24 protein-coding genes are annotated in these 24,709 nt (G+C 65.9%); 6 read left to right on the plus strand and 18 right to left on the minus strand.

Features of this window, described 5'->3' with window-relative positions; all coding sequences use genetic code 11:
• Position 1: 1 nt before the first annotated feature.
• From RS901_RS24335 to RS901_RS24355, 5 genes are all read right to left on the minus strand, one after another.
• Positions 2-715, minus strand: a complete 714-nt coding sequence (locus tag RS901_RS24335) for an ABC transporter ATP-binding protein (protein WP_316156706.1) — start codon at positions 713-715, stop codon at positions 2-4.
• Complete coding sequence (locus RS901_RS24340) at positions 712-1,494, minus strand: ABC transporter ATP-binding protein (RefSeq protein WP_316156707.1); 783 nt, start codon at positions 1,492-1,494, stop codon at positions 712-714. The genes RS901_RS24335 and RS901_RS24340 overlap by 4 nt, the downstream gene beginning before the upstream one ends.
• Positions 1,491-2,702, minus strand: coding sequence for a branched-chain amino acid ABC transporter permease (locus tag RS901_RS24345; RefSeq protein ID WP_316156708.1), 1,212 nt, complete (start codon positions 2,700-2,702; stop codon positions 1,491-1,493). Before RS901_RS24345 ends, RS901_RS24340 begins: the two co-directional genes overlap by 4 nt.
• Entirely contained in the window at positions 2,689-3,618 is a 930-nt protein-coding gene (locus RS901_RS24350; protein ID WP_316156709.1) for a branched-chain amino acid ABC transporter permease, read from the minus strand. Before RS901_RS24350 ends, RS901_RS24345 begins: the two co-directional genes overlap by 14 nt.
• A gap of 82 nt (positions 3,619-3,700) precedes the next feature.
• Entirely contained in the window at positions 3,701-4,843 is a 1,143-nt protein-coding gene (locus tag RS901_RS24355) for a branched-chain amino acid ABC transporter substrate-binding protein (protein WP_410054219.1), read from the minus strand.
• Positions 4,844-5,230: 387 nt separating this feature from the next.
• Here RS901_RS24355 and RS901_RS24360 point away from each other — a divergent pair, with 387 nt between their 5' ends.
• Together RS901_RS24360 and RS901_RS24365 are read left to right on the plus strand one after the other, a co-directional pair.
• Positions 5,231-5,482, plus strand: coding sequence for a type II toxin-antitoxin system VapB family antitoxin (locus RS901_RS24360; RefSeq protein ID WP_316156711.1), 252 nt, complete (start codon positions 5,231-5,233; stop codon positions 5,480-5,482).
• 8 nt (positions 5,483-5,490) lie between these two features.
• Positions 5,491-5,889: a type II toxin-antitoxin system VapC family toxin gene (locus RS901_RS24365; protein WP_316156713.1), complete on the plus strand. Its 399-nt coding sequence runs from the start codon at positions 5,491-5,493 to the stop codon at positions 5,887-5,889.
• Between the two features lie 80 nt (positions 5,890-5,969).
• Here RS901_RS24365 and RS901_RS24370 read toward each other — a convergent pair whose 3' ends face one another.
• Genes RS901_RS24370 through RS901_RS24380 form a run of 3 tightly spaced genes read right to left on the minus strand, consistent with a single transcriptional unit; the run spans position 5,970 to position 9,207 of the window.
• A complete protein-coding gene (locus RS901_RS24370) occupies positions 5,970-6,917 on the minus strand; it encodes a tripartite tricarboxylate transporter substrate binding protein (protein ID WP_316157284.1) in 948 nt (315 codons plus the stop codon).
• A gap of 53 nt (positions 6,918-6,970) precedes the next feature.
• On the minus strand, positions 6,971-7,981 hold the full coding sequence (locus RS901_RS24375; RefSeq protein ID WP_316156714.1) for an NADPH:quinone oxidoreductase family protein: 1,011 nt from the start codon (positions 7,979-7,981) through the stop codon (positions 6,971-6,973).
• A complete protein-coding gene (locus RS901_RS24380) occupies positions 7,978-9,207 on the minus strand; it encodes a CoA transferase (protein WP_316156715.1) in 1,230 nt (409 codons plus the stop codon). Before RS901_RS24380 ends, RS901_RS24375 begins: the two co-directional genes overlap by 4 nt.
• A gap of 90 nt (positions 9,208-9,297) precedes the next feature.
• Here RS901_RS24380 and RS901_RS24385 point away from each other — a divergent pair, with 90 nt between their 5' ends.
• Positions 9,298-10,272 carry a LysR family transcriptional regulator gene (locus tag RS901_RS24385; protein ID WP_316156716.1) on the plus strand — a complete coding sequence of 325 codons (975 nt, stop codon included), beginning with the start codon at positions 9,298-9,300 and terminating at the stop codon, positions 10,270-10,272.
• 29 nt (positions 10,273-10,301) lie between these two features.
• Here RS901_RS24385 and RS901_RS24390 read toward each other — a convergent pair whose 3' ends face one another.
• The 3 genes from RS901_RS24390 to RS901_RS24400 all read right to left on the minus strand — a co-directional run bounded on the left by RS901_RS24390 (position 10,302) and on the right by RS901_RS24400 (position 13,289).
• A complete protein-coding gene (locus RS901_RS24390) occupies positions 10,302-11,252 on the minus strand; it encodes a tripartite tricarboxylate transporter substrate binding protein (protein ID WP_410054236.1) in 951 nt (316 codons plus the stop codon).
• A 224-nt stretch (positions 11,253-11,476) separates the two neighbouring features.
• The gene (locus RS901_RS24395) at positions 11,477-12,253 is read right to left on the minus strand and encodes an aldolase (protein ID WP_316156718.1); all 777 of its coding nucleotides are present in this window, start codon (positions 12,251-12,253) and stop codon (positions 11,477-11,479) included.
• A 46-nt stretch (positions 12,254-12,299) separates the two neighbouring features.
• Positions 12,300-13,289, minus strand: coding sequence for a tripartite tricarboxylate transporter substrate binding protein (locus RS901_RS24400; RefSeq protein ID WP_316156720.1), 990 nt, complete (start codon positions 13,287-13,289; stop codon positions 12,300-12,302).
• Positions 13,290-13,438: 149 nt separating this feature from the next.
• On the opposite strand from RS901_RS24400, the gene RS901_RS24405 reads away from it, so the two are divergent.
• The gene (locus RS901_RS24405; protein WP_316156721.1) at positions 13,439-14,038 is read left to right on the plus strand and encodes a helix-turn-helix domain-containing protein; all 600 of its coding nucleotides are present in this window, start codon (positions 13,439-13,441) and stop codon (positions 14,036-14,038) included.
• Between the two features lie 81 nt (positions 14,039-14,119).
• Here RS901_RS24405 and RS901_RS24410 read toward each other — a convergent pair whose 3' ends face one another.
• Positions 14,120-14,614 carry a polyhydroxyalkanoate granule-associated phasin gene (locus RS901_RS24410; protein WP_316156722.1) on the minus strand — a complete coding sequence of 165 codons (495 nt, stop codon included), beginning with the start codon at positions 14,612-14,614 and terminating at the stop codon, positions 14,120-14,122.
• A gap of 198 nt (positions 14,615-14,812) precedes the next feature.
• Complete coding sequence (locus RS901_RS24415) at positions 14,813-15,748, minus strand: LysR substrate-binding domain-containing protein (protein WP_013953585.1); 936 nt, start codon at positions 15,746-15,748, stop codon at positions 14,813-14,815.
• A 120-nt stretch (positions 15,749-15,868) separates the two neighbouring features.
• Between RS901_RS24415 and RS901_RS24420 the strand changes: the two genes are divergently transcribed.
• Positions 15,869-19,447 (plus strand): indolepyruvate ferredoxin oxidoreductase family protein, encoded by a 3,579-nt coding sequence (locus RS901_RS24420; RefSeq protein WP_316156723.1) that lies wholly within the window; start codon positions 15,869-15,871, stop codon positions 19,445-19,447.
• A 126-nt stretch (positions 19,448-19,573) separates the two neighbouring features.
• Here RS901_RS24420 and RS901_RS24425 read toward each other — a convergent pair whose 3' ends face one another.
• From RS901_RS24425 to RS901_RS24440, 4 genes are all read right to left on the minus strand, one after another.
• A complete protein-coding gene (locus RS901_RS24425; RefSeq protein ID WP_316156724.1) occupies positions 19,574-19,963 on the minus strand; it encodes a cupin domain-containing protein in 390 nt (129 codons plus the stop codon).
• Between the two features lie 83 nt (positions 19,964-20,046).
• Complete coding sequence (locus RS901_RS24430) at positions 20,047-20,898, minus strand: AraC family transcriptional regulator (RefSeq protein WP_316156725.1); 852 nt, start codon at positions 20,896-20,898, stop codon at positions 20,047-20,049.
• A gap of 118 nt (positions 20,899-21,016) precedes the next feature.
• Positions 21,017-21,634: a LysE family translocator gene (locus RS901_RS24435; protein WP_316156726.1), complete on the minus strand. Its 618-nt coding sequence runs from the start codon at positions 21,632-21,634 to the stop codon at positions 21,017-21,019.
• 77 nt (positions 21,635-21,711) lie between these two features.
• Positions 21,712-22,335: an FMN-binding negative transcriptional regulator gene (locus RS901_RS24440; protein WP_316156727.1), complete on the minus strand. Its 624-nt coding sequence runs from the start codon at positions 22,333-22,335 to the stop codon at positions 21,712-21,714.
• An 83-nt stretch (positions 22,336-22,418) separates the two neighbouring features.
• Here RS901_RS24440 and RS901_RS24445 point away from each other — a divergent pair, with 83 nt between their 5' ends.
• Entirely contained in the window at positions 22,419-23,969 is a 1,551-nt protein-coding gene (locus RS901_RS24445) for a PLP-dependent aminotransferase family protein (protein WP_316156728.1), read from the plus strand.
• On the opposite strand, the gene RS901_RS24450 is transcribed toward RS901_RS24445, so the two are convergent.
• Positions 23,904-24,704, minus strand: a complete 801-nt coding sequence (locus tag RS901_RS24450; protein WP_316156729.1) for a hypothetical protein — start codon at positions 24,702-24,704, stop codon at positions 23,904-23,906. The genes RS901_RS24445 and RS901_RS24450 overlap by 66 nt on opposite strands.
• Positions 24,705-24,709 lie beyond the last annotated feature (5 nt).

A 24,709-nucleotide genomic window follows, 5' to 3' on the forward strand; every position in this document is an offset into this window, starting at 1 on the left:
ATCAGCCGAAATAGGCTGCGCGAACCTCATCGTTCTCGCGCAGTGCCTGCGCGGTGCCCTGGGCCACGACACGGCCCTGGGTCAGCACATAGCCCTGGTGTGAGATGGCCAGCGTCTGGCGCGCGTTCTGTTCCACCAGCAGCACAGTCATGCCCAGTTCGTTGATCTGCTGGATGACCTTGAAGTTCTCCTTCACGTAGAGCGGCGACAGGCCCAGCGACGGCTCGTCGATGACCAGCAGCCGCGGCTGCGCCATCAGTCCGCGCCCGATCGACACCATCGCCTGTTCGCCGCCGGACATGGTGCCGGCGAGCTGGCCCGCGCGCTCGCGCAGCCGGGGGAAGATCGTGTACACGCGCTCGATGCGCTCGCGCACCCGGGCCGGGTCCGCCTCAAGGAAGGCGCCCAGCGCAAGGTTTTCAGCCACCGTCATGCGCGGGAACACCTTGCGGCCTTCGGGAATGCAGGAGATGCCGCGTGCGATGATGTTGTGGGTCTTCTCGCCCGCGATGTCCGTGCCGTCCCACAGGATGCGTCCCTGGCGCGGCGGTGTCAGGCCCAGGATCGAGCGGATCAGCGTGCTCTTGCCGGCGCCGTTGGCGCCAAGGATGCATGTGATCTTGCCCGGCGGCACCTCGATCGAGACATCGTGCAGGACGTTGACCTTGTCGTAGCCCGTGGTCAGCCCTTCCACGCGCAGTGTGCTGTCGCTCATGCGGCTTCCTCCCCCAGATAGGCGGTCTGCACGTCGGGATCGGCGGTAATCTCGGCGTAGGTTCCCTCGGCAATCTTCTTGCCGTAGTTCAGCACGATGCAGCGGTCGGTGATCCGCTCGATCACGTTCATCTCGTGCTCGATCAGCACCACCGACAGGTCCTGCAGCTTGCCGCGCACCTGCAGGATGTCGTCCATCAGCTCGTGGGTCTCGTCATGCGTCATGCCAGCCGAAGGCTCGTCGAGCAGCAGCAGGCGAGGGCGGCTCATCAGGGCCCGGCACACCTCGATGCGGCGGCGGTCGATCATCGTGAACGTTTCCACCGGCTCGAACAGCCGCGCCACCAGCGGCGGGCTGAAGATGCCCAGCAGCTCGCGCACCGACTCCACGTAGCGCTCGTACTCGGCGCGGAACGCCTTGCGCCGGAACAGGTTGAAGACCAGCCCGTGCTGCATGTTCTGGTAATCGCCGATCACGATGTTGTCGAACACCGTCAGCGGCAGCGACAAGCGCGAACGCTGGAACGTCCGCGCCACGCCGCTGCGGTAGATCTGCTGTGGCGTCTTGCCGATGACGTTGTCGCTGTCATAAGTGATCGTCCCGGTGCTTGCCTTGTATAGCCCCGTCAGCACGTTGAAGAACGTGGTCTTGCCGGAGCCGTTGGGGCCCAGCAGGCCCAGGATCTCGCCACGGCGGATATCGAGCTGGAGGTTGTCCAGCGCGGTCAGGCCGCCAAAGCGCATGGTCAGGTCGCGCACCTGGATCATCGCGTCGCTCATTGCGCATCCTCCCGGGGAAAGAACAGGCGGGTCTTGCGCGGCATCAGGCCGTCCGGGCGGAACAGCAGGATGGCGATCACCAGCGCCGCGTAGAACAGGAAGCGGTATTCCTGGATGAACTGCAGCTTTTCGGGCAGCACCAGCACGATGATGGCCGCCGGCACCAGGCCCACCACGTTGCCAAGGCCGCCCAGGATCACGATCGACAGCATTAGCAGCGAGTCGGCGAAGGTGAAGTTGTTGGGCGCCACGAACGCGGTAACCATGCCGTAGACACTGCCCGCGATGCCGGCAAAGAAGTTGCCGAGCATGAACGCAATCACCTTCCACCGGGCGATGTGCAGGCCGAACGCGGCGGCGGCGGTCTCGTCGGTGCGCACCACGTCCATCGCCAGGCCTACCCACGAGCGCTCCAGCGCCTTGACCACGGCAAACGTGCCCGCACAGATCAGCAGGCTCAGCAGCGCATAGCTGGCGTAGAACGACACGTCCACCCCGAACAGTGTCACGCCCTCGTTGAACGCGAAGCCGAACAGCGTCATCCCGGGCACCTGCAGGCCCTGCGGCCCGCCCAGCACGTCGTTGACCTCAAGGAAGGTCTTGAACAGGATGCCGAACGCGATGGTCACCAGCGCCGCATAGTGGCCGCGCGTGCGCAGCACGGGAGCAACCAGCACCGAGCCGATCACGGCCGCTGCCACGCCAGACAGCACGATCACCAGCACGTGAGGAATGCCCGTGTGCGCGGCCAGCACGGCCGTGGTGTAGGCGCCGATGCCAAAGAACGCCGCGCCCGCGAAGTTGGACACGCCGGAAAACCCGAACTGGACTGTCAGCCCCAGACAGGCGGTGGTGTAAAGCAGCACGGCACACAGCATCAGCAGGACGAAATGGCTCTCGTGGAACAGCGCGATCAGCGCCAGCGTGCCGGCCAGCGCCCATAGCCTGGACTGGCCCGGTCGCCGCACTGTCGCCTGCTCCACGGCCTGCGTCAGGCCCAGCCGGCCCGCCGCAAACACCGCGGCCCCGGCCAGCGCCAGCAGCACGGCCACTGCCAGTTGCGATTCCGCATGCAGGAAGAAGTAGAGATAGGCCACCATGGCGATGGCCGCGACGGCCAGCACCATGGCCGGGCGGCGCTGCGGGCCGTCGGCCGTGGCGCCGGGGGCCGCCGGCAGCGGCTTCGAGACGTTGTCAGACACGTTCACTGGCTTTCTCCGCGATGAGTCCGGTCGGCTTCCAGGCCATCAGCACGATGACCACGGCAAAGGCGAATACGTCCTTGTAGGCGCTCGGGATGTCGGGCACCAGGGCCGGCAGCATGGCACTGCCCAGAACCTGCAGCGCCGCAAACAAGAAGCCGCCGAGGATGGCGCCATAGATATTGCCGAGCCCGCCAAGGATGGCAGCGGCAAAGCCGATCACTCCCAGCAGCAGCCCGACGTTGAAGTTGATCTCGTTGTAGTAGAGGCCGTTCATCACGCCCGCCAGTGCCGCCATGGCGGACCCCAGCGCAAACGTGACCAGTACCACCACCTCGAAGTTGATGCCCATCAGCCGGGCCGTTTCGCCATCCTGGGCCACGGCACGAATGGCCATGCCAAAGCGCGTGCGGGTGATCAGCAGATGCACGCCGAGGATGATGGCCACGCCGGCGGCCAGCAGGATCAGGTTGTCCGCGCGGATGGAGAGCGCGCCGATGGTGAACTCGCCAGCGGGCAGCAGCGCGGGAAACGGCTTCGGGTTCGAGCCGTCCGGGTAGAACAGCCGAACCGCCTCACGCAGCACCGTGCCCAGCATCAGCGTGGCCAGCAGCGTGTTCAGCGGCGGCGCACGGCGCAGCGGCAGGATCAGGACGCGCGCGATGCCGGCGCCCAGCAGGCCGGTCACCGTCACCGCGCACACCACGATGGCCAGCAACTGCAGCCACGGGGAATCCACGTGCATCGCCACCACGCCGGCTGATGCCGCCAGCCCGGCAAACGCGCCCACCATCAGCACATCGCCATGAGAAAACTTGATCACGTCGAGCACGCCGAAGAACAGCGTGAACCCGACCGCCACCATTGCGTAGATCATCCCGAGCATCAGCCCGTTAAAGACGTACTGCCCAAATACACTCATCGGTATCCCCCGAATTCCGGATGCCCAGGCGGGCGCGGGGCCGGGCGGGGGGGCAGGAGCGCCCCGAACCCGGCCGCCATGCTTACAGGCCGGTCAGCTTCTTCTTGCCCTTGCCGTAGGTGCTGTCTTCCCAGATCACCCACTTGCCGTCTTCCACCACATACTTGGTGATCAGCGGCACCACGTTCTGGCCGTGGTCGTCGAAGGTGACCTTGCCGATGATGGTGTTCACGTCCCTGGTGCCGTTCAGCACATCACGCACCTTCTTGCGGTCCGGGCCCACCTTTTCCACGGCGTCCATGATCAGGTTGGCCGCGGCAAACGCAAACGGGCCGTACGCTTCGGGCGGTTCACCGTATTTCTGTTGCGTGTAGCGTTCGATGAAGAACTGGCCGCCCGCCAGCTTCTCTACCGGCGCGCCTTCGATGAACGCCAGCGAACCCTCCGACAGCGATTTGCCCACGCCTTCGATATAGGCATCGGACTTGATGCCCGACGTGCCTTCGAACTGGGCCTTGATGCCGAGCTTGTCCATCTGCGTGCGGATGCGCACGCCCAGCGGCGTGAGGCCGCCGAAATACACCACGTCGGGCTTCAGTTCGCGGATCTTGGTCAGCTCGGTGGTGAAGTCCTGCTGATCGGCTGTCACGCCGAACGTGCCGACGATGGTGCCGCCATCCTTCTTCAGGAACTCGCTGAAGTACTTGTTGTGGCCCTTGCCGTAGTCGGTGGTGTCATGGATGATCGCCCACTTCTTGTAGCCCAGCCCGGTCATGAATTTGGCCGCCACCTCGCTCTGGTTGATCATCGTGCCGTTGACGCGATGGATCTCCTTGAACTTGTTGCCGTAGGTGACATCGGGCAGCACGGCGCCCCACACGACGGCGGGCATGCCGAAGCGGCTGTAGACGCCCACTGTGCCCATGGCCACGGCAGAGCAGAAGTGCGTCACGCCGGCAACAATGGACTTGTCCGCCGCGATCTTGGTCGCCACCTGCACGCCGACGTTCGGCCGGCATTCGTCGTCCTGCACCACCAGTTCATAGGTGTACCTGGCCTTCGGGTCCGCATTGCGCAAGCGCACGGCCAGGTCCGCGGAATTGCGTCCGCCCAGGCCGATCGACGACACGCCACCGGTCAGCGGACCGACAAAGGCAATCTTGACGACATCCTTGGCCTGCGCCGGTGCTGCCGTCAGGACCATTCCGGTCGCTGCGGCTGCCATGGCGGCGGCTACTGCAGTGTGTTTCTTGCGCACTCTCTTTCCCCCTGGGTTGCATGGACAAATTGGACGGGCCACTGGCCCGGCGTCAGGTACCCGAACCGATGCGGGCCGCGGACACCCGGGGCGGCTTCTTGAAAGCCGCCTGCACCAAATTCAAGGTACTTGAATGCTATGCAACAGACATGCCACCCTTCAACGAGCAATAACCCGTACCTTGAATGGGGGTGTGGGGGAAATGAGGAGCGAACCCCTGGTTCCGATGCACAATTTGCGCGCATTGGACGCAAGTTTGCGGTGCTGAACGACCCCTGGATGCGAGACGCAGATAGATATCTTGATATCTATCGAACCATGGTATATCTTTTGATAGCTATCAAAGGAAACATCGTGAGCACCACTGCCAAAATTTTCACCACTGGCCGCAGCCAGGCGGTACGGCTGCCGCAGGAATTCCGCTTCGCCGAGCGCGAGGTCTATATTCGCCGCGACCCGTCCACCGGCGACGTGATCCTGTCGCGCCGGCCGGAGAGTTGGGACGGTTTCCTGGCAGCCATCCAGGACAGCGCCGTGCCGGCAGACTTCCTGGCCGACCGCGCGCAGGGCGAACAAGCCAGGGATCCGCTGGCGGGCCTCGAATGACGCGCTACATGCTCGACACCAAAATCGTGAGCCACCTGCTGCGGGCACATCCGGCAGTTGTGGCACGCGTGACGGCCGCGCCGATGGCGGCGCTGTGCCTGTCAGCCATCACCGGCGCGGAACTGATGTACGGGCTGGCCAGACGACCCGGCGCAGCGCGCCTCGCGCGCGCAGTCGACGAGCTGCTGCGCAGGGTCGAGGTGTTGCGCTGGACCCCTTCAGTGATGGCCGGCTATGGTGAGACCGGCGCTGCGCTGGAATCCCAAGGACAGCCAATGGGGGCACTGGACTTGCTGATTGCCGCGCACGCGCTGGAGACCGGCGCGGTGCTGGTGACCAATGACCAGGCGTTCCGGCGCGTCCCTGGCCTGGTGGTGGAGGACTGGTCGGTTCCGACCGGAAACTGATCGTGGCAATCTGAAAAATTCGCCAACTGCGCGTCTGGCCGACACCCGGCATCGGCCAGTCCCGCGGCAACCGCCGTGCGCTACTGGTCTGCCTTCGCCCCCGAGCGCCGCACGATTTCCGCCCATTTCCTGCCTTCGGAAGCGTTGTAGCGGGCAAAGTCGCCGGGTGAAGAGCCGACCGGCTCGGCGCCCATGTCGGCATATTGCTGCCGCACATCGGGCCGCTTCAGCGCGCTGGCTGCATGTGCGGCCAGCTTTTCCACGAGCGGGGCCGGCGTGCCGCGCGGCGCCCACAGGCCGTACCAGGTGCTGATGTCGAAGCCGGGCAGGCCGGACTCGGCGACGGTGGGCACGTTTGGCAGTGCGCTCGCGCGGCGCGCGGTGGTCACGGCAACGGCACGCAGCTTGCCGGACTTGATGAAGGGCATCGCCGACGGCATGGAATCAAACATCAGCTGGATCTGGCCGCCCATCAGGTCCGTCAGCGCCGGCGCGCTGCCCTTGTACGGCACATGCTGCATCGGCACCTTTGCTGCCAGCTTGAACGATTCGCCGGCCAGGTGCTGGGCCGAGGCATTGCCCGCCGAGCCGAAGTTGAGCGCACCGCCCTGACTATTTGCGTAGGCGATCAGGTCCTGCACGGTCTTCACCGGCGATGCGTTGTTGACCACCAGCACCAGCGGCACGTCGGCCAGCTGCGTGATGGGCACGAAGTCCTTGAATGAGTCGTAGCGCATCTTCGGCTGGATGCTGGGGTTGATCACATGCAGCGAGGCATTGGCCAGGATGGTGTAGCCGTCGGCGGGCGCGCGCGCCACGACTTCGGCGCCGATCATGCCACTGGCGCCGGGTTTGTTGTCGACCACCACGCTCTGGCCCAGGCTCTCGCCCATCTTGACCGCGACCACGCGCGCGAGCAGATCGGTGGGCCCGCCGGCGGGGTAGGGCAGCACCATGCGCACGGGATGCTGCGGGAAGTCCTGCGCGACGGCGGCAGCCGGCAGCGCGGCAGCGGCTGCCGCCAGCATCAGTGCGGCGCGCAGCCGCGGCCACGCTGGAAACCGTTTCTGGTATTGGGTGTTCACGTCTCTGTCTCCTGGATTTTTATGGCTACCTTGCCAACAACCTGGCGGGATTCCAGCGCGGCCAGGGCGTCGCCCAGGCCGGTGATCGGATAGACCGCGGATACGGTCGGCTCCAGCTTGGCCTGCGCGGCCCAATCGAACAGCGTCGCCATGACCTCCTGCAGCGCCGCCGCATGCTCGGCCCGCTCGTTGGCGGGCGTCCAGCCGATGTAGCGGCCAAAGAAGAAGCCGTGCAGCGTGAGGTTCTTGACCAGCAGCAGGTTGACCGGGGCCTGCGGGATGGTGCCGCTGGCAAAGCCGATGCTGAGGATGCGTGCGTTCGCCGCCGCCGCGCGCAGCGCCTGGTTGAACAGGTCGCCGCCGACCGGGTCCACCACCACGTCCGCGCCACGGCCGTCCGTCAGCGCCTTGACCGATGCCGCCAGGTCCGCCGGGGCCAGCGCGTGCGTGGCGCCGCGCCGCAGCGCGTCGGCACGCTTGGCCCCGGTGCTGGCGCAGGCGATGACCGTGGCGCCGAGCTGGCGCGCAATCTCCACGGCAGCCAGGCCGACACCGGCCCCGGCGCCAAGCACCAGCACCGTGTCGCCCGGGCGCAGCGCGCAGCGCCACACCAACCCGCAATACGCCGTGCCATAGGAGATCGGGATCGGCAGCGCAGCCTTTGACGGCAGCGCGTCCGGAACGCGGTAGACGGTGTACTCGGGCACGGTGACCTGCTCGGCAAAGCAGCCCCAGTCCGCGATTGCCACCACCCGGTCGCCGGGACGCAGCCGCTTGACCGCGTCACCGCAGGCCACCACGCGGCCGACCGCTTCGGTGCCGGGCACGAAGGGCAACGGAGGGCGCCGCTGGTACTGGCCGGCGATCATCAGGCCGGTGGCATGGCTGACGCTGGCGTACTCGACGGCAATCGTGACCGCATGCGGGTCGGCCAGCGCCGGTTCCGGAATGGCCTGCAGCGCCACGTCCTGCACGCCGCCGAACTGCTTGCAGACAAGCGCCTTCATTGCACACCTGCCTTGGCCGCCGGGGCCGTCGCCTGTCGCACCACACCCTGCTGCAGCCATGCGTCGATGGCCTGCTGGCCGAAGCCGGCCTCGCGCAGGACCTGCATGGTATGTTCGCCGTTGGCCGGCGCCGGGCCGGCATCCCGGCGCATGTCGCGCGCCGGGATGCCGGCGAAGGGCAGCGGTCCGAGCCCCGGCTGCGCGATCGTCTGGAAGGTCTGCCGGTGTGCGGCCTGCGGGTGCGCCAGCACGTCGTCATAGCCACGCACTGGGGCATGCAGCACGTCATGCCGGCTGAGGATGTCTTGCCATTGCGCGGTCGTGCGCGTGGCGATCTGCTCGGCCACCTGCTGGTTCAGCAGCCCGGCGTGGGCCATGCGCGCGGCATTGTCGGCAAAGCGCGGGTCTTCCAGCCAGTCGGTGCGGTCCAGCGCATGGCATAGCTTGGCGAACTGCGCGTTGTTCAGCGCCAGCAGCGTCACGCTGCCGTCGCTGCTGGCATAGACGCCATTGGGCGCGCTGACCGGCCCGGCGGCCGTCGGGCCACCGATCGCATGCTCGAGCAGGTTGTTGGCCTGCAGCGCACAACAGGCATCGAACAGGTTCAGCTCGACATGGCTGCCGCGTCCGCTGCGAAAGCGCCGGCACAGCGCCGCGGCGCAGGCCTGGGCGGCATAGAGGCCGGTGGTGGCGTCGGCCAGCAGCATGCCGATGCGGCGCGCGCCACCGTCGGCGGCACGGTTGGCGAACATCAGCCCGGAGTCGGCCTGCATCACCGAGTCCGAAGCCGGATAGTCGGCATAGGGACCATCCGGGCCATAGCCGCTGATCGACACATAGACCAGCGCGGGCCGTTGCGCGGCCAGTGCCGCATAGCCCACGCCCAGCCTTTCCGCCACCTGCGGGCGGAAGTTCTGCACGACGATGTCGGCCTGCAGCGCAAGGCCGAGCAGCACTTCCTTGCCCGCGTCGGTGGCGGCGTCGATGCAGACGCTGCGCTTGCCGGCGTTATAGGCAATCGCCAGCGCGCTGGTATCGCCGCGCACGACTCCGACCTTGCGGCCCCAGTCGCCCGCGGGCGGCTCGACCTTGACGATTTCTGCGCCTTGCTGCCACAGGATGTGCGCGCAGTACGGGCCGGCAATGCCCTGGCTGATGTCCAGCACGCGCAGGCCGGCAAAGGGCAGGTCGGTGTCGGACAGGTCGGAAACGGGCAGTGCGGACATGGGATTCGAAGGGTGGATAAGCAGGAGGTTTATGCTAGGGTTGGCTTCCTGCCAGGACAATCCCTCGATTTGTGCCTACGGTGTTGACTCATGATTGACAATAATTTCGATCTCAACCTGGTGCGGCTCTTCGTGACCATGGTCGAGTCGCGCACGCTGACGGCGGCCGCCGAGCGCAGCGGCATGACCCGCTCCAACGTATCGCGCCGCCTGAAATTGCTGGAGCAGCACCTGGGCGCCCAGTTGATGCGCCGCACCACGCGCCATGTCGAACTGACCGAAGCGGGCCAGTTGCTGTACGCGCACGGGTTGCGCATGCTGGACGAACTGCAGTCGGCCAATACCTCGATCGACAGCCTTGGCCAGGTGGTGCGCGGCGACGTGCGTATCCGCCTGCCCACGGGACTGGGTCATCTCTATCTGACGCCATTGCTGCTGGAATTCGCGCGCAACTACCCGCAGATTTCGCTGCGCGTTGTCATCAACGACAACATTGGCGACCTGATCCCGGCCGAGGTCGACGTGGCGCTGAAGATCACCTCACAGCCGCCCGATGACCACGTGGCGCGGCGCATCTGCGATGTCGGCTGGTGCCTGTGCGCGTCGGCATCGTTCCTGGACAGTCACGGGCCGATCCGGACCGTGGCCGACCTGGAGCGCTGCGACATGATTGCCCCGGCATCGCTGGGGCGCCGCTTTACGCTGAAGGTATGGCTGGCGGGCACGCCGATGGCGTTACGCGTGTCGCCGCGGATCCAGTCAGGCGACTATCCGTTCCTGTTTGAGTCGGTGATGGGCGGGCTGGGCGTGGCGCTGCTGCCGCGCTATGCGGTCTGGCGGCAACTGCAGTCCGGACAGATGCGCGAGGCGCTGGCCGAGTGCGAAGCCGAAGGCGTGGGCGACAGCGTCTACATGCTGACCGCGCCAAACCGCTATCCGACGCTGGCAACGCGAACGCTGATGGACTTTATCCGCCTGCACCTGGAGCGGCAGGCAGAGAACTGGGGGCGCCGCAACCTGCCTGCGGCGTTGGCCAATGAAAGCAACGCCGCCCCAGCGCCTTGACCGATGGGGCGGCATGGCGGGCGCAGCGATTACTTCTCCTGCATCCTGGCGGCCTTGACGATCTCGCCCAGCCGCTTGCGCTCCGCATCGACAAACTTCACGAAGTCCGCACGCGTGCCGCCGACCGGCTCGATGCCCACGGCCTTCAGCTTGGCGGCGGCGGCCGGGTCCTTCATGGCCTTGTCCACCGCGGCAGCCACCTTGTCCAGGATCGCGTCGGGCGTCCCCTTGGGTGCATGGACGCCGGCCCAATGCGCGATCTGCAGCTCCGGGAAACCTTGCTCCACGGCGGTGGAGAGTTGCGGGTAGGCCGAGATGCGTTGCGTCCAGGTGGTGGCGAGCGCCTTGAACTTGCCATCGTGCAGGATATGCGGAAGGGCGATGATGCTGGCCTCGGAGGTTCCTTCCACCTGGCCGCCCAGCACTGCCGTAGTGCTTTCCGACCCGCTCTTGTAGGGCACCGCCTGCAGCTTCGCGCCGTACTTCACATTCAGGATCTCCGCCACGAAGTGCGGGGTGCTGCCGGTTCCCGCGGTCGCGAAGTTGAAACCGTTCCCCTTCTTTGACGCCTCGACGAAGTCGCGCAGATCCTTGTAGGGCGCGTTCTTCGGCACCACGATGACGGAGGGCGCAAGGCCGATCATGGCGACGGGGACCAGCGCGTCATCCTTGAACGGCATGGACTTCTTGATCATGCTGTTCGAGATGACGCCGGCTGCGCTAATCAGGAAGGTGTAGCCATCCGGCGCGCTCTTGGCCACGATGTCGGCGCCCACGGTGCCGCCCGCGCCGGGCCGGTTCTCGATCAGCACGGTCTGGCCCAGCGCTTTGGTTGCGCCCTCGGCCGCGGCGCGCGCCATCAGGTCATTGGCGCCGCCGGCGGCAAAGGGCACGACAAAGCGAATCGTCTTTGCTGGCCACTGTTCTTGTGCGCAAGCCGGGGTCGCCGCGATGAGGGCTGCCGTTGCCAACAGGCCCAGGGTGAATCGGTTTTTCGTGGTCAAGGCATGTCTCCGTTTTTGGGGGTGGGATACGAGCGTCGGCCCTATCTGCCATGACGCGATTATCCCATTCGACCAATACTGTCAGAGCTTGCACTTGGCAGGGGCAATGGCTGAGGGGCCGGAGTGGTTCAGTTTCTCAGCGGACTGCAGACTTCGTCCTGGCCCGGCCGCACTTCCGCCGGCCCGTCGGCGCCCAGTTGCTATTCGGCGCCCAGCCCGCGACGCGCACGCCGCGAGTAGTAGGCAAAGGTGGCTTCAAACCGCTTTTGCGTGCTGACCCAGCGCTGCGCTTCGCAGCCCAGATCGTGCGGGATCGGCTGGATCGGGCCTGCCGCCATGGCCAGCAGTTGCAGCCGGGCGGCACGCTCGAACATCACGCCCAGTACGCAGGCTTCTTCCACCGTGGCACCGGCCACCAGCAGCCCGTGGTGGGACAACAGGATGGCCTTCTTGTCACCAAGGGCTCCCGAGATGATTTCTCCCTCTTCATTGCCGACGGGAATGCCAGGCCATTTCTCAAGAAACGCGCACTGGTCGTAGAGCACGCACGTGTCCATATGCGAAATGACCAGCGGCACCTCCAGCATCGCCAGCGCCGAGGCGTGCGGCGCGTGCGAGTGGACAATGCAGTTCAGGTCCGGGCGCGCTCGGTAGAGCCAGGAATGGAAGCGGTTGGCCGGGTTCGGCATGCCGCTGCCTTCCAGGACTTCCAGGTCTTCATTGACGAGCAGCAGGTTGTCGGACGTGATTTCGTCGAAGCCCAGACCCAGGCGCTGGGTCCAGTAGGTGCCAGGCTGTTCGGCGCGCGCGGTGATCTGGCCCGAGAGGCCGGAGTCGTGCCCGAAGGCGAACAGGATCCGGCAGGTTTCGGCTACCGCCTCGCGCAGCGGCATTTTTTGCGCGCGCAGTTCCGTCTGCATTTTCTGGAGCGAGGCGGCGACGATTTCGCTCTTGCTCTGCTGCATGGTGCTGGCCATGGGATTTCCTTTCGTTGTGCTGGAGAAGGGGAGCTTTCAGTCCGCGTTACTTGGCCTTGCTGCCAGCCTTGAGCAAGGCTGACCAGCGCTGATCTTCCTCATTGGTCAGCTTGCGGAATTGTTCGGGCGACGACGACATCGGTTCAGTGCCCTGTGCCATCAGCGTGGCCTTGAACCTGGGGTTCGAGACCAGGCTGGCAACGGCTGTGTTGAGCTTCTTCACGATGGCGGCGTCAAGGCCGGCAGGTGCAATCAAGCCTGCCACCGAGCCGGACACGATGGTCGGCAGGCCCAGTTCCGGTGTCGCCGGCACGTCCGGCGCGGTGGCCAACCGCCGCGGATTGGCGACGGCCAACGCCCGCAGCTTGCCGGAGGTGACGAATGGCATCACCTGTGGCGTGGCCTCGAATGTCATGTTGACCTGCCCCGAGACGACGTTGGTCACCGATTCAGCGCCGCTCTTGAATGGCACATGCAGGAATTCGGCCCGGGCCACGTCCTGCAGCACGCGCATGCCCTGGTACGGCGAACTGCCGACGCCTGCGGTGCCTACGCTGACGACGCCGGGCTGGCGTTGCGCGAGCTTGATCAACTCGGGCAGTGTCCTGGCCGGGACGTCGGCGCCGACCACCACCAGATGCGGCGTGGAGCCGACGAGCGAGATATAGGTGAAGTCCTTCGCGCTATCAAAGTTGACCTTGACGTCCGTATGCGGATTGACCGCAAGGATGCCCACGGTGGCAAACATCAGTGTGTAGCCATCGGGCCGCGCACGACGTACGAAATCCGCAGCGATGTTGCCGCCCGCGCCGGGGCGGTTTTCCACGACGACCGACTGGCCAAGCTGTTCGGACAGCGCCTTGCCGGTGGCGCGTGCCACCAGGTCGGTGATGCCGCCGGCGCCGAATGGAACCACCAGCGTAATGGGACGATCCGGATAGCCGGCCGCGTGGGCGGCAGGCAAACCACTGAGGGATAGCGTGACAAACAGGGCTGCTGCACCTGCGAGATGGGGGCGCTTGGGACTCACTTGCATGCTCCTACGGGGGCGGTTGGGGAAACAGGTGTGTCTATAATGACACCGAAGTGTCATTGAGGCAACCAAGTTGCCGATGTGCCGCGCCGACCTTACAATGCCGAGCCGACCCATGCGCCTGTCCGGGCGCTTCTAACCAGTGACTGCGGATGACCAGGAAGCAAGAATCGGGCGCTCCGGCCGCTCTTTCGACCATCGCCGAACGGCTGGCGGCACTGCGCAAGCTCAACGGACTGACGCTCGAGGAGCTGGCGCAACGGGCATCGCTGACGAAGAGCTACTTGTCCAAGCTGGAGCGCGGCTTGTCGTCGCCGACCATCGGCACGGTGCTCAAGCTGGCCGAGGCCCTCGACGTGACCGTCGACCAACTGATCGCCAAGCCGCAGCGCGCCAATGAGATCCTGCTGGTCAAGGCAGCGGACCGGGTGCCGTTCAGCCCGTCCGCCGAGCGCCAGGGCTATACCTACGAAGCCATTGCCACGGAGCGCGTCGACAAGGCGATGCAGCCCTTCGTCATGGTGCCGCCGTTCACGCTGGCACAAGACCAGCCGATGGCCAGCCATGCCGGCGAAGAGCTGATCTTCGTCGTTTCGGGCGAGATGGAGGTGCTGTTCGACGACCGTACCGTGCGAATGCAGGCTGGCGACTCGCTGTATTTCAACGCATCGATCCCGCATCGATCGCGCTCGATCGGCAAGACCCAGGCGCAGGCGCTGGTGGTAGTCAGCGATCGGAAGAGGGTGGGGTAGCGACCTGGATTGCTTCAGGCCTCAGGCACGCTGATCATGCGCAATACCGACGCGGCAAGACAACGGCGCGGCCCCGTGCTTTCACGCTGCGCCCAGGCGCTTCGCATTTGCCATCGCACGGCCGTGGATCGGCGCGAGGATTTCCTGCATCAGGTTTGTCGCCAGGTCTGCCAGCTTCAGCGGGTTGCCGGGGAACCCGGCGGCCAATTGCAGAAGGTCGGCCTGGCGTTCGAACCATTGCGCGGCGGAACGACTGCACGCCAGCGTGGCCGCGGCCGCGGATGTCGCCCAGAGGTGATCACTGGTGTCCTTTGCGAGGCTCATGGTCAGGTTGATCCATCCCGAACCCATCGCAAGCAACGATTCCGATGCGGCCTCTCCCTTCTCAATGCTCATCAGGCTGAATTCGCGCTGGTCCTGCTCGTCAGGCGCCGGACCGGCGATCGCCATGCGCGTGGTGCGAATGCTGACGACATGTATTGCCGCCTGGAGCAGTTCGCACATTTCACTGAAGAGGCGGGAGGAGCTTGTTGCAGAAGCGTCGAGGACAGGCTGCGGAATAACGGAGGAGGGCACGCGGGTTTTCCTTCGGCATCCGATGAAAACGGACACCTGGCAAATTCTTGGGAGGCGAGCGGCGTCTGGATCGCTTTTCGAAGGCGTGTCCGGCCGGCATACCTCCAAGCATAGGTGCATTTATGTTGCATTGCACCATTTCTTTTGGTTTTCTGCGCTGGATTGGACACGACACGACACGACACGACAGGATCCGCCTCAGCTTCCGCAAGCGTGAATCAGAAACTCCCTCAGCGCATCCGCCGGCTTGCCCAGCTTGCGCCCGGGCTGCCACAGCATGCCGACCTCCATGTCCGGCACCGCATTGGCAATCGGCCGGGCCTCGATCTGCTTTCCCTCCAGTGACCACGGGCGATACACCATGTCGGACAGCACGGTGACGCCGAAGCCATGCGCCACCAGCCCGCGCAGGGCCTCCATCGACCCGGTCCGGAATGCGACCTTGGGTGCGAGCCGGTGGCTGCGCCAGTAACGCAGGGTGGATTCCTCGGCCTCGTCCACGGTGATGAGGATATACGGATAGGCCGCAATATCGCGCAGCGAAGGCCGCTCCACGGCCAGCAGCGGATGGCTGGACGAGGTCCACAACTGGCGCCGGGAACGCATCAGCGTATGACGCTGGAAGCGCTGGGGCCGTTCCAGGTTCGACAGCAGCGCGATGCCCAGCTCAATCTCCCCCGCCAGCACGGCCCGCTCGATATCCGGCCGGTCCATGTCGAGCAGATCCAGTTCGATGTCCGGATAGTTGGTGCGAAAGCGCGCCAGCAGCCCCGGCAGGAAGTAGCCCAGCACCGTGTAGGAGGCGGCCAGGCGCACGCTGCCCTGCAACCCGTGCACCTGGAAGCGCGGCTCGCGCAGCGCATCCTCGACCGAATCCAGGATCTGGCGAGCGTGCTGGAAGAAGAGGTGGCCTTCTGCCGTTAGCGTCACACCGTGGGGCCGGCGATCGAACAGGCGTACGGCCAGGCGCTGCTCAAGCGCCAGCACAGCATTGGTGATGGCCGACTGCGAGACATGCTCGGCGGTCGCAGCCATGGAAAATTGCCCCGTTTCGGCGGCCGCGACGAAATAACGGAACTGCCTCAGCGTGACTTCCTTGGCCAGTCTTTCCGAGCCTTCGCGCACCTTGAACATGGGGGGTCTCCGAGGTATCCGTTCTGCAGATATCAGGTGTTGGAATTCATGATTTTACGATGACGGCACGGATTTCTAAACTGCTCCGAATACAAGAGAACAAGCACGGAGACTGAGATCGTGAATGCCCCGCTGAACCCCGCCTTGCTCGAAGCCCTGGCCAGCGCCAGCCTCGACGACAAGTACACCCTGGAGCAGGGCCGCGTCTACCTGAGCGGCGTGCAGGCCCTGGTCCGCCTGCCAATGCTGCAGAAGGCGCGCGACCGCGCCGCCGGGCTCAACACCGCCGGGTTTATCTCGGGCTATCGCGGCTCGCCGCTGGGCGGCGTCGACCAGGCGCTGTGGAAGGCCAAGCAGCACCTGGCGGCCAGCGACGTGGTGTTTCAGCCCGGCGTCAACGAAGACCTTGCCGCGACCGCGGTCTGGGGCAGCCAGCAGGTCAACCTGTTCCCCGGCGCCACGCGCGACGGCGTGTTCTCGATGTGGTATGGCAAGGGGCCGGGCGTGGACCGGTCCATCGACGTGCTCAAGCACGCCAATTCGGCCGGCTCGTCGCGCCATGGCGGCGTGCTGCTGCTGGCCGGCGACGATCACGCCGCCAAGTCCTCCACCGTGGCGCACCAGTCGGAGCACGTGCTGCAGGCCGCCGGCATCCCGGTGCTGTACCCCGCCAATGTGCAGGAGTACCTCGACTACGGCCTGCATGGCTGGGCCATGAGCCGGTATTCCGGCCTGTGGGTGGCGATGAAGTGCGTCACCGACGTGGTGGAGTCGACCGCCTCGGTCGAGATCGATCCCGAGCGCGTGCAGATCGCGCTGCCGCAGGACTTTGTCGTGCCGCAGGGCGGCCTCAATATCCGCTGGCCCGATTCCCCGCTGGAGCAGGAAGCGCGGCTGCTTGACCACAAGTGGTATGCGGCGCTGGCCTATGTGCGGGCCAACCGGCTCAATCGCGTCGTGCTCGATTCGCCGAATGCGCGCTTCGGCATCATGACCGCCGGCAAGGCGTATCTAGACGTGCGCCAGGCGCTCGCAGACCTGGGCCTGGACGATGACACCTGCGCCCGCATCGGCATCCGCGTCTACAAGGTGGGTTGCGTGTGGCCGCTGGAGGCGCACGGCGCCCGCGAGTTCGCCACCGGCCTCGAAGAGATCCTGGTGGTGGAAGAGAAGCGGCAGATCCTCGAATACGCGCTCAAGGAAGAGCTGTACAACTGGCGCGAGGATGTGCGGCCCAAGGTCTTCGGCAAGTTCGACCAGCGTGGCAACGATGGCGGCGAGTGGTCGGTGCCGCGTGGCAACTGGCTGCTGCCGGCGCACTATGAATTGTCGCCGGCGCTGATCGCCAAGGCCATCGCCCGCCGGCTGGAACGCTTCGACCTGCCGGAAGCGGTGCGCGCACGCATTGCCGCGCGCGTGGCGCTGATCGAGGCCAAGGAGCGCGAGGCCGCGCAGCCGCGCATCGCGGTGGAGCGCAAGCCCTGGTTCTGCTCGGGGTGCCCGCACAATACGTCCACGCGCGTGCCGGAAGGCTCGCGTGCGCTGGCCGGCATCGGGTGCCACTACATGACCCTGTGGATGGACCGCAATACCGACACCTTCAGCCAGATGGGCGGCGAGGGCGTGGCCTGGACCGGCCAGATGCATTTCACCGGCGACAAGCACGTGTTTGCCAACCTGGGCGACGGTACGTATTTCCACTCGGGGCTGCTGGCCATCCGCGCATCGATCGCGGCCAAGGCCAATATCACCTACAAGATCCTGTTCAATGACGCCGTGGCAATGACCGGCGGGCAGCCCATCGACGGCGTGCTGACGGTGCCGCAGATTGCGCACCAGGTGCTGGCCGAGGGCGCGAAGAAGCTGGTCGTCGTCACCGACGAGCCGCAGAAGTATGGCGACGGTACCATGCTGCCGTCCGGCGTGACCGTGTTCCACCGCGACCAGCTCGACGCCGTCCAGGTTGATCTGCGCGATACCGCGGGCGTCACCATCCTGATCTACGACCAGACCTGCGCGACCGAGAAGCGCCGCCGCCGCAAGCGCGGCACCTATCCTGATCCGGCCAAGCGCGCCTTTATCAACGACGCAGTCTGCGAGGGCTGCGGCGATTGCTCGGCCAAGTCCAACTGCCTGTCGGTGGAGCCGCTGGAGACCGAACTCGGGACCAAGCGCAAGATCAACCAGTCGTCGTGCAACAAGGATTTCTCCTGCGTCAACGGCTTCTGCCCGAGCTTTGTCACCGCCGAGGGGGCGCAGGTGCGCAAGCCCGCGGCAGCCGGTGGCAAGGGCACTGGCGCCGACTTCGAGGCGCTGCCGCTGCCGCGGCTGCCGGCCCTGGAGCGGCCGTACGGCGTGCTGGTCACCGGCGTGGGCGGCACGGGCGTGGTCACCATCGGCGGCCTGCTGGGCATGGCATCGCACCTTGAGCGCAAGGGCGTGACCGTGCTCGACATGGCTGGCCTGGCCCAGAAGGGCGGCGCGGTGATCAGCCACGTGCAGATCGCACCGGGCCCGGACGACCTGCATGCGACGCGTATCGCGACGGGTGAGGCGCGCCTGGTGATCGGGGGCGACGCCATTGTCTCGGCCTCGGCCGAGGTGCTGTCGAAGATCCGGCACGGACTGACCGCCGCCGTGGTCAACAGCGCCAACACGCCCACCGCGGAATTCATCAAGAACCCGAAGTGGAAGTTCCCCGGCGCCGGTGCCGAGCAGGACCTGCGCGCCAGCGTGGGCGATGCCTGCGCGTTCTTCGACGCCAGCGCATGGGCGGTGACCCTGCTGGCCGATGCCATCTACTCCAACCCGCTGCTGCTCGGCTTTGCCTGGCAGAAGGGCTGGATCCCGCTGCAGCGTGAAAGCCTGCTGCGCGCGATCGAACTCAACGGGGTGTCGATCGACAAGAACCGGCTGGCATTCGAATGGGGACGGTATCTCGCGCACCATGGCGAGGCGGCGGTCAAGGCGCTCTTGCCTGGTGCTCCGGCGGCCCCGACCGCACAGGTCGTGGCAATCCCGCAGACGCTCGACACCCTGATCCGCAAGCGCGAGACGATGTTGGCCGATTACCAGAACACCGCATATGCCGCCCGCTACCGCGAGGCCGTCGAGCGCATCCGCGCAGCGGAGCAGCAACTGGGCATCGACCGCAAGCTGCCGCTGACCGAGGCCGTGGCCCGCAACCTGGCCAAGCTGATGGCCTACAAGGACGAGTACGAGGTGGCGCGCCTCTACGCCGATCCCGCCTTCCTGGACAAGCTGCGCGCCCAGTTCGAAGGGGAGCCCGGCCGCGACTACCAGCTCAACTTCTGGCTGGCGCCGCCGCTGCTGGCCAGGACCGACAATGGTGACGCCAAGGGCCACCCGGTCAAGCGCCGCTTCGGTCCGCGCACGATGACGGCATTCCGCTTGCTGGCTCGCCTGAAGGGTTTGCGTGGCACGGCGTTCGATGTGTTTGGCAAGACTGCCGAGCGCCGCGCCGAGCGGGCGCTGGTCAACGACTATCTGGCCATGATCGACGAGTTCGCAGCGTCCCTGAGCGCGGACAACGTCGACACCGCGCTGGCGCTTGCCGCGTTGCCAGACGACATCCGCGGCTACGGCCACGTGAAGGAGGCCAGCATGGATGCGGCGGCAGTACGGCGGGAGGCGTTGCTGGCGCAGTATCGCGCCGCGGCCCGGCGGGCCGCGGCTTGAGGGGCGGCGGTTCGCTGAAAGCGTAGGCCGTTGAGATGACACGCCCGGTCGGCCAAGAGCCGGCGGGCGTGTCAAAGAACCGGTCGGGTCACAGAAGCCCAGGCCGTACAACAGGAAGGGCTGACATCAGATCCACACATCGTTCGGCGCGGTACGCTTGCCTCCCTGGTCGCCGGTGTTGACAACGCCGCGCGGCTCGACCAGGAGCATGTGCACTTCTTCATGCGCATAGGGCTTGTGTTCCACGCCCCTGGGCACGACGTACATCTCCCCGGCATTGACGAACACATGTCCATCGCGGAAATCGATGCGCAACTGCCCGTTGAGCACGATGAAGGTTTCGTCGGTATCGGCATGTTGGTGCCAGACGAAATCGCCAGCAATCTTGACGATCTTGAACTGGTAGTCGTTCATCTCCGCAACCACGCGCGGTTGCCAATGTTCAGTGATCAGGCCTAGCTTCTGCGCGAAGTTGATCGAATGATAGGGCGCAGCGGTGTGGTGCGATGCATTCATGACGGGGTTCGTTTCAGATCAGTCAGGCGGGAAGGGACAGTCTGCGCCGATCCGGCTACAAGGTCTTGTACGTTCGTGCAAGCTCAGCCCGATGCGCCCCGCAACGCACGCATCCAGCGTCCCGGCGAATGGCCGAACGCGCGCGTGAAGTGCCGCGTCATGTGGCTCTGGTCTGTAAAGCCCGCCCAGACGGCGGCATTGGCCAGCGTTTCGCCGGCTGCCGCCAGCCGGCGCACCATGTCGAGCCGGCGCATGACAAGGTAGCGATGCGGGCTGGTGCCATAAAGCGTGCGAAAGTCGCGCGACAGGCTCCAGCGGTCACGCCCGCTGCCTTGCTCCAGTTCACCAAGGGTGACGGTGCTCTCCAGGTTGTCGAGCAGGCAGGTGCGGGCGATTTCCGCGGCGCGGTAGTCCACAGCCTGGCGGCCGCGTCGTACGCCCGCGGCAGCGGCCAGGGCCTGTGCCAGGTCGAAGATGGCGTCGTCTTCCTCCAGCGGGGCCAGCGCGTAGTCCATCGCCTGCAACAAGGTTTCGGACGCGGCGTACAGCTGTGGATCTTCCGAGCGGCCGCCCGCAATGAATGGCAGTGGCTTTCCGCCTAGTGCGCGCTGGATCAGCGAAGGCTCGATATAGAGCATCCGGTATCGGAAACCGGCATCGGTGCCGGCGTGGCCGTCATGGGGCTCGTCGGGGTGTAGCACGATGGTCCCGCCGGGTGTGCTATGCGTCATGCCGCGCCGATAGGAGAAGCTTTGCACGCCGGACAGCGTGCGGCCGATCGCGTAGGTGTCATGACGGTGCATATCGTAGCCATGACCGCCAAAGAATGCTTCGAAACGCTCGACGCGGCGAGCGGAAGCATCCCGGTGGACCCAGTCACCCTTGCCGGGAAGGTCGATGCATGATTCCGTGGATGAGGCGGTGCGATGCTTCATGGTGGCGGGCTGGGCGTGGCCGCGGTGTGCTCAGGCTGGCACAGCAGAATGCGCTGCCAGCGGGGGCGGCGGACGGGTGGGAGCGTATTGATCTTCCGAGGGCCGAGCGGCCCCCTGTCTATGCCTCGCGCCGGGCCAGCGCCAGGAAGGCGCCCAGGCCCAGCATTGTGACACCCGACATCCTGGCCATCAAGCGGGCGCGAGCTTCGCGGGCGGCGCCAGACTTGAGCAGACGATGCGCGGCAAACACGACAACAACGTCAACCAGCGTATTGAGCGCTACGCAAATGCAGCCCAGCAGCACCAACTGCGGCACCAGAGGTTCGCTTGCCGAGACAAACTGCGGCAGGAACGCCAGAAAGAACAGCGCCGTCTTGACGTTCAGGACTTCGACCATGATGCCCTCGACCAGAGCGCGGCGCGCACCTCTGGATGGCATGGTTTCGAGCGTGACCGGCGCTTGCTTGCGCATCAACATGCGAATCCCCAGGTACACCAGATAAGCCGCACCCAGATACTTGAGCAGGTTGAATGCCACCGCCGACCGGGCAATGACCAGCGACAGGCCCAAGGCCGCCGCGAGCACATGGAGCAAGCCTCCAAGGGCGGTGCCGAAGCATGAAGCCAGGCCCTCGGATCGGCCGCCAGCCACCGTTCGTGCAACGACATAGGCGATGGCCGGGCCGGGGGTGATGGCGAGAACGATAGCAGCGATCAGGAAGGGGATGAATGACATGCTGTGGTGTTCGTCAATGGTGAGGCAAGGCTGAGCGCGGGCCGCGGCCAGTCATTCACGGGTTGCAAGGGGGCAATTCAACCAGTCTTGCGCATGGACTGCGCAAGTTCGCCATACCCCCGCGCCTCCAGGGTGTCGGCGGCACCGAGGCGGTCCCGCAACTCCTTGTTCTGGCTGAGCTTGACCTTGCCCACCAGCGAAGTGACGGCGATCTCGATGCCCACGATGTTGCGCAGCATGCTGTCGATGTACTCCGGCGCGGAGTCCCCCATCTTCCAGGGCCTGGATTCGGCCGCCTCGTGCCGCCGTGTCAGACGCGCAACCAGGCGGCGAACGAAACGTTCGTCGTCATGCACGGTGATCGTGCCGTGCGCGTGTACCACCTCATAGTTCCAGGTCGGCACCTGGCGGTGCGCCTCATGCTTGCTCGGGTACCAGTTGGGCGAGATATAGGCCTCGGCGCCCCGGAACACGACCATGACCGGCGAGCCCGTGGGGCAACGCTGCCAGAGCGGGTTCGCGCGGGCCACGTGGGCTGTGAGCACGCCGTGGCTTCCCTCGCCGGGATCGAACTCGAACGGGACGTGGTCGGCATCCAGTCCGGCGCTGCCTTGCGTAACCAGCATCCCCAGCGGGTGCTCGCGGATGATGCGGCCCAGTTCCTCTGGCCGGTTTTCAGCAAAGTGAGCAGGAATGTACATGGTTGGGAATCGGAAGGGATGAAATGCTCGATACTCTCGCCGACAACTGGCACAATCGGAAGGTCCGGTTTTCGTGATTCTTTATGGGCCAGTCACACCAGCCAGCCGGTAGCCGTCCCGGAGCCACGGGCGCGGGACGCCGCATCTACGATCTTCTGCGCGCCCAGATCGCGGACGGCTCACTGCCGCCGGGTGCCCGGGCGCCGTCCACGCGAGCGCTGGCGTCCGAATTGGGGGTATCGCGTACCACCGTTACCGCTGCCTACGAACAACTTGCGGCCGAGGGCTTCCTCGTCACGGCGGTGGGGCGGGCGGCCCGAATCGCCAGCCCGTTGGCGGCACCGGCACCAGCCGGGATGAGCGCAGGCCGGCGCGCCAGGTCCGCCCCGACCCTGTCCGAATTCGGGCGCCGCGTGGCGGGACTCGGCATGCCGGCACCGCTGCAAGCTGAGCCGGTTCGCTTCGACTTCCTGTATGGGGCGGTGGCTTCCCGGGACTTTCCGACCCTGGCCTGGCGGCGTGCCTACCAGGCCGAACTGCTGCGTCAGCAAAACAGCCTGTCGTACGCCCCGCCCGAAGGTGAGGCATCGCTGCGACGCGCCCTCCAGGGTTATCTGCGGCGTGCCCGGGGACTGGCCTGCGAGGCCGAGCAGGTCCTGGTGGTACATGGCTCGCAGCAGGCCATCGACCTGTGCGCACGGTTGCTGCTGGATGCCGGCGATGCCTTCGCTTTCGAAGACCCTGGCTACCTGATGGCAAGGCGCTGCTTCGAAGCCACCGGCGCCAGGTGCCTGGCCACGCCAGTGGACGGGCATGGCCTGGATACCGCCAGCCTTCCCCAGGACGATCGTGTCCGCCTGGTGTACGTGACACCGTCGCACCAGTTCCCGCTAGGGGGCGTGCTGCCGATCGGCCGGCGCCTGGACCTGCTGCAATGGGCGCAGCGCCACGACGCCTGGATTATCGAGGACGACTACGACGGGGAGTTCCGCTACGGCCAGCGTCCGATCGACACGCTGCGCTCGATCGACACCGACGGCCGCGTGATCTACGTTGGCACTTTCTCCAAGGCGCTGTCGCCGCAACTGCGGCTCGGCTACCTGGTGCTGCCGCCTGAACTGGTGCCGGTGTTCCGGCAGGCCAAGCGGCTGGCCGACCGCCATGCGCCCGTGCTGGAGCAGCGCGTGCTGGCAGCGCTGATCGAAAGCGGTGCCTACGAACGCCATGTGCGGCGCATGCGCCGGGAAAACGAGCGCCGGCGAGCGGCCTTGCTGGATGGCGTCGCACACCACCTGCCAGGGGACGCCGAAGTCTGCGGTACCGCGGCGGGGCTGCATGTGGTGCTGTGGTTGCCGTCGCTGCGGCCCCAGGACGAGACAGCGCTGGTGGCCGCTGCGCGCAGCAAGGATGTGGGGGTCTACCCGGTATCGCCGTTGTTTGCAGGGGCCCGGTCGCATGGACAGCGTCGAGCGGCTGGATTGGTGCTGGGTTATGCGAGTTTGACGGTGGAGCAGATTCAGCGGGGGATGCAGATTTTAGGGGCGGTGGTCTTGGGGCATGCCCATGCGTCATCTTCCCTCGGCGTCGTCGCCGGGACTGCTCGAACCCGCCGATTGTGCATTGATCCTCGTTGATGAGCAGGCCTTGCGTTCGCTGCGGGTTCTCAAGACCCCCAGATTCTGCGCAGTAATGGCCTTGCGGTCGCGAAGACGGCGGTCGCCTTTGACTTGCCGGTTGTGGTCTCCACTTCGGCCTCGAAGGTGTACAGCGGCCCATTGATGCCGGCATTTCGGGAAGTGCTCCCGAACGTCACGCCGATTGAACGCCGCAACATGAACCTTTGGGAAGACGATGCGGTGCGCGCCGCGATTACGGCTACCGGAATGCGTACGCTGATCATCGCATCGCGGGCCTGCTGACGCAGGCCTGCGTGAGCTTCCCGGTGCTTTCAGCGCTGTCCGAGCGCCGGCCAATGACTCCGCCGCCAGCATCGCCGCCGTCGGCGGGCCGGAATCGAGCTTCACGTCATAGTTGAACTGCGTACCTTCCTGGTAAGCCTCGCTGAACTTCTGGCCTCTGAGCGCGGTAATGCGTTCCTCATGCGGGCGGATGAAGTCGCGCCACTCGGCGGACATCATCTGCGCCTGTGCACCGGCGAGCATGCCGCCGCTGTGCGCTACCACCTTCAACTGAAGGAACGGGTTGGGCGTCATCGTGACCAGGCCAGCCAGCGCAGGCGTCAGCTGGTTGAGCGCGGCAACCTTCAGTGCGCGGATCTCGATGTCCTGCATCGCGCCTGGTGGCAGCGAGTAGCTGTGCCGATTGCCGGCGCGGTCCTGCAGCAATGCATCGAGGGCTGGGCCCGCCATGGCTG

It is taken from the genome of Cupriavidus sp. BIC8F (assembly GCF_032465815.1).
GTDB lineage: Bacteria > Pseudomonadota > Gammaproteobacteria > Burkholderiales > Burkholderiaceae > Cupriavidus > Cupriavidus necator.

What these genes read in the sequence shown, in the direction of transcription:
- RS901_RS24350 (WP_316156709.1), bottom strand. Translation starts at nt 3,618, where the DNA reads ATGAGTGTATTTGGGCAGTACGTCTTTAACGGGCTGATGCTCGGGATG.
- RS901_RS24340 (WP_316156707.1), bottom strand. Translation starts at nt 1,494, where the DNA reads ATGAGCGACGCGATGATCCAGGTGCGCGACCTGACCATGCGCTTTGGC.
- RS901_RS24425 (WP_316156724.1), bottom strand. Translation starts at nt 19,963, where the DNA reads ATGAATGCATCGCACCACACCGCTGCGCCCTATCATTCGATCAACTTC.
- RS901_RS24405 (WP_316156721.1), top strand. Translation starts at nt 13,439, where the DNA reads ATGACCAGGAAGCAAGAATCGGGCGCTCCGGCCGCTCTTTCGACCATC.
- RS901_RS24370 (WP_316157284.1), bottom strand. Translation starts at nt 6,917, where the DNA reads ATGCTGGCGGCAGCCGCTGCCGCGCTGCCGGCTGCCGCCGTCGCGCAG.
- RS901_RS24355 (WP_410054219.1), bottom strand. Translation starts at nt 4,843, where the DNA reads ATGGCAGCCGCAGCGACCGGAATGGTCCTGACGGCAGCACCGGCGCAG.
- RS901_RS24450 (WP_316156729.1), bottom strand. Translation starts at nt 24,704, where the DNA reads ATGGCGGGCCCAGCCCTCGATGCATTGCTGCAGGACCGCGCCGGCAAT.
- RS901_RS24395 (WP_316156718.1), bottom strand. Translation starts at nt 12,253, where the DNA reads ATGGCCAGCACCATGCAGCAGAGCAAGAGCGAAATCGTCGCCGCCTCG.
- RS901_RS24335 (WP_316156706.1), bottom strand. Translation starts at nt 715, where the DNA reads ATGAGCGACAGCACACTGCGCGTGGAAGGGCTGACCACGGGCTACGAC.
- RS901_RS24445 (WP_316156728.1), top strand. Translation starts at nt 22,419, where the DNA reads ATGGGCCAGTCACACCAGCCAGCCGGTAGCCGTCCCGGAGCCACGGGC.
- RS901_RS24385 (WP_316156716.1), top strand. Translation starts at nt 9,298, where the DNA reads ATGATTGACAATAATTTCGATCTCAACCTGGTGCGGCTCTTCGTGACC.
- RS901_RS24400 (WP_316156720.1), bottom strand. Translation starts at nt 13,289, where the DNA reads ATGCAAGTGAGTCCCAAGCGCCCCCATCTCGCAGGTGCAGCAGCCCTG.
- RS901_RS24365 (WP_316156713.1), top strand. Translation starts at nt 5,491, where the DNA reads ATGCTCGACACCAAAATCGTGAGCCACCTGCTGCGGGCACATCCGGCA.
- RS901_RS24375 (WP_316156714.1), bottom strand. Translation starts at nt 7,981, where the DNA reads ATGAAGGCGCTTGTCTGCAAGCAGTTCGGCGGCGTGCAGGACGTGGCG.
- RS901_RS24435 (WP_316156726.1), bottom strand. Translation starts at nt 21,634, where the DNA reads ATGTCATTCATCCCCTTCCTGATCGCTGCTATCGTTCTCGCCATCACC.
- RS901_RS24440 (WP_316156727.1), bottom strand. Translation starts at nt 22,335, where the DNA reads ATGTACATTCCTGCTCACTTTGCTGAAAACCGGCCAGAGGAACTGGGC.
- RS901_RS24380 (WP_316156715.1), bottom strand. Translation starts at nt 9,207, where the DNA reads ATGTCCGCACTGCCCGTTTCCGACCTGTCCGACACCGACCTGCCCTTT.
- RS901_RS24415 (WP_013953585.1), bottom strand. Translation starts at nt 15,748, where the DNA reads ATGTTCAAGGTGCGCGAAGGCTCGGAAAGACTGGCCAAGGAAGTCACG.
- RS901_RS24430 (WP_316156725.1), bottom strand. Translation starts at nt 20,898, where the DNA reads ATGAAGCATCGCACCGCCTCATCCACGGAATCATGCATCGACCTTCCC.